The 3,360-nt window shown below is 37.7% G+C and carries 4 protein-coding genes and 1 pseudogene; 3 read left to right on the forward strand and 2 right to left on the reverse strand.

Annotation, left to right across the window (positions count from 1 at the left end; genetic code table 11):
• The 3 genes and pseudogenes from UC75_RS19915 to UC75_RS02920 all read left to right on the forward strand — a co-directional run.
• A pseudogene (locus UC75_RS19915) lies at positions 1-132 on the forward strand (FAD-binding oxidoreductase); the annotation flags it as partial.
• A gap of 28 nt (positions 133-160) precedes the next feature.
• The gene (locus UC75_RS02915; protein WP_049836620.1) at positions 161-691 is read left to right on the forward strand and encodes a flavin reductase family protein; all 531 of its coding nucleotides are present in this window, start codon (positions 161-163) and stop codon (positions 689-691) included.
• A 53-nt stretch (positions 692-744) separates the two neighbouring features.
• Complete coding sequence (locus UC75_RS02920) at positions 745-1,692, forward strand: SphA family protein (RefSeq protein ID WP_049836621.1); 948 nt, start codon at positions 745-747, stop codon at positions 1,690-1,692.
• Between the two features lie 56 nt (positions 1,693-1,748).
• Here UC75_RS02920 and UC75_RS02925 read toward each other — a convergent pair whose 3' ends face one another.
• Positions 1,749-2,807, reverse strand: coding sequence for an AraC family transcriptional regulator (locus UC75_RS02925; protein ID WP_049836622.1), 1,059 nt, complete (start codon positions 2,805-2,807; stop codon positions 1,749-1,751).
• A 451-nt stretch (positions 2,808-3,258) separates the two neighbouring features.
• On the reverse strand, positions 3,259-3,360 hold a 102-nt coding region (locus tag UC75_RS19920; protein ID WP_228137208.1), incomplete at its 5' end, for a hypothetical protein.

Raw genomic sequence — 3,360 nt, forward strand, 5'->3', positions numbered from 1 at the left:
AGCCAAAACCAAAGCATTGCTTCCATTATGGCCAATAACTTTGATGACCCTCGCGCTTTTGCTCCTTGGTGGTTTGATGCAGATCAGGCTCAGGCATTCTTAGCTTCAAAAACCGCAGCAAAAGTAGCTTAAGGGCAAAACAGCAAAGGGAGATTTAAAAATGGACACAATTGAAACTTTAGCTTTACAAACCATTAATGCGGAGAACCCAAGAGAAATCCGTAATTTACTTGGGCAATTCGCAACTGGCGTTACCGTGATTACAACCCGTGGTAAAGATGGTCGGAAAATAGGTATGACAGCCAATTCATTTTCCTCTCTGTCTTTAGACCCACCATTAATTTTGTGGAGCCTTTCAAAAACAGCGCCAAGTTTGTCTGATTTTGTAGAAGCAGAATATTTCGCCATTCACATGTTGGCACAAGAGCATCATCAGCTTTCTGGACATTTCGCTCGAGGTGCTGAAGACAAATTTGCAGGCATTGCCCATCAACAATGCAATGCTGGCGTTCCAATTTTGTCTGATGCACTCGCAACCTTGGTTTGCCGCAATGTAAATCAGTATGAGGGCGGAGATCACCTGATTTTTATTGGTCAAATTGAACAATACCAACAACGCCAAGGTGAACCATTGGTATTTCACGCAGGAAAATATCGGATTGCCGCAGAACATCCAGAATTAGCACATTAATTCACCACAATCACGATCAATCCGGTCGTGATTTTTTTATAGGAAATAAGAAGATGAAAAGCACTTTAATTAAACATGGCTTTTTAGCAGGAACATTGTTGGGTTTACCATTGGTTACACATGCCTATGATTTACCGACCGTAAACTTAGGTATGACCAGCTTTCTCGATGGTGGATTACCCGCAGGGCCCGGCTGGTATGCTCAAACCTATTTCCAAAATTACGATAGCAATAAACTGGTCGATTCCAATGGACAAAAATTAGGTCTACCTAAAACAGATTTAAATTATCAAGTACTGGTTGAGCAGATTAGTTATTTATCAAATGTCCGAGTAAAAGATAAAGCCAGCCTAGGTATGAATTTTTTAATTCCTTTTGTCAGCAAAATGGACATGGATGATGGCTTGAATAATGCTGCTATTAAGGCTCAAAGCGGATTTGGGGACATTATGATTGGACCTTTTATTCAGTTCGATCCAGTCATGGGAGCACAAGGGCCGAAGTTTGTACATCGTTTTGAATTTCAGGTGAATTTACCTACTGGCGAATACGACCGACAAAAAGATATTAACCCAAGTAATAACGCTGTTTCATTTGATCCTTATTGGGCTGCAACGTATTGGTTTAATCCTAAATGGACCGCATCCACACGTATCCATTATCTCTATAACTTTAAGAATAATGACCCAAGCTATGCGTTTGTTGGTGCAAATGATATGCAAGCTGGGCAAGCAATTCATGCAAACTTTGCAACAGACTATGCCATTACCGAACAATTCCGCTTAGGACTAAATGGTTATTGGTTAAAACAAGTCACTGACACCGAAGTCGATGGTGAAAAAGTCAAAGGCCGACGTGAACAAGTTTGGGCTATTGGCCCAGGCGCCATGTATAGTTTTTCTAAAAATGATCATTTGGTCGCAAATGCTTATTTTGAGCAAGATGGTGAAAACCGCCCAGAAGGTACGCGACTACAAGTTCGTTATGTTCATCATTTTTAAGTCATAAAAAAAGCCTTTTATATTTATTGATATAAAAGGCTTTATCTATTTTTAGTTTACGAAAAAATTGAAGTAATTAAGCCTGAGCCTTCATTTTGACCAGATCGGCGAGTAGACGAAGGTAACTCACCATAACGGCGTTTGTACTCTTGAGAAAAACGGCCTAAATGGCTAAATCCCCATTTAAATGCAACGTCTGTGACCGATAGATTTTCATTGTGCATAAGCTCTAAATGAGCTTGTTCAAAACGTAACTCTTTTAAATAAGACATTGGGGTTGTCCCCAAATAATTTTTAAAACCAGTAAATAATGTTCTCACACTCACGCCAGCATGTTCAGCTAAAATTTCGACATTAAGCGGCTCATGTAAATGTTGTTTAATATAGGCTTCTGTACGCTTCACGAAATAAGGAGAGACTATTTTTTCTTTATGCTGATCTATTTTATGTAATGCATTATTGGGTTGACCATAAATAAGTGCATTGAACAAATTTGACTCAAATTGTTTAAAGGCTAAAGGATGATGAAGCGGGTGTTGCTCGCATGCCAAAGCATCCATCAATGTTCTAACGAGTTGTAAAAAGTAGCCTCCACTTTGTGTAGCAAAGTCTAATTTTGGGTCGAAAACGAGTAAGTTATTTTCTGAATCAGCAATGTGCTGACGGCAATGATACGTAAAATCATCCTTTGAAACTTTTAGAATAAGCTGTGGTGAGTTCGCATGCCAGCGCATACGTAAAGATTGCTGAGGAGAAATAAGAGATGCAACTTGAGAATAAGAAATAAACTTTTGTGAACCAAACTCGATTTCTGCATAGCCCTGAGTTGGGATTTGAATGAGGTAAAAGTTATCAAGGTGATCTGGTTCAATAATGACATCCGCGCCATATTCCAAGCGACTAATAGACAATGCGCCTGTTTTAACATGGTGCATGGTTGCACTGAAATCTCGCTTCTGCTGAGAGATTTTAAGATCATGCGGTTTAAAAATTTGACCTACATTTCGGCAGGTTTCGCTTAAATCGTGGTGATCAAACACCAGATTATGATTGGTAAAGATAGACTCATTTTGAAAATGACGTCCACTGAGTTCGTGGGAGTTGGCTTGGTTCATATTTATCCCTTTTGGCTCACTCCTGTATTTACTTGTGTTGCAAAAGCTTTAAAACTTCGCTGCACAGCAAGTAAATACGGCACTTAAAAAATTAAGTTACTCGCAAATTACAATGAGATATAAGCAAGATACAGACCAATTTACCCGCTAATTAATATGATTTTCTCAAATTTTTACGTCGGATTTTGTCCATCAATTTAATACATTTGAGAAATAGAATAGGGGGATATAAAAGGTGCTATAAGTTAATCTCATCATGATCTTATTCCTTAAGATCTATCAAAATTTATAGCAAATCCGAGTGAGCTGGTCAATTTATTTTGTCGGAATTTATTATTTTATATTATTGATATATAATGGATTTTAATTTAAATGCGAAAATTCAATATACCCCTTATAAGAGTATATTGAATCATTTCAGGTTTTAGTGGTTTTTAAATTATTTATACTTTTAACGTGATGTATTGCTCTGTAAAAACTTCTCGCTATAAATACGATAGTTTTGCAAAGATTGTTCGTCTAACCAATTTTTAACGGCTTCAATCATTGGCGG

Source organism: Acinetobacter sp. V2, from assembly GCF_001188385.1.
GTDB classification, from domain to species: Bacteria; Pseudomonadota; Gammaproteobacteria; order Pseudomonadales; family Moraxellaceae; genus Acinetobacter; species Acinetobacter oleivorans.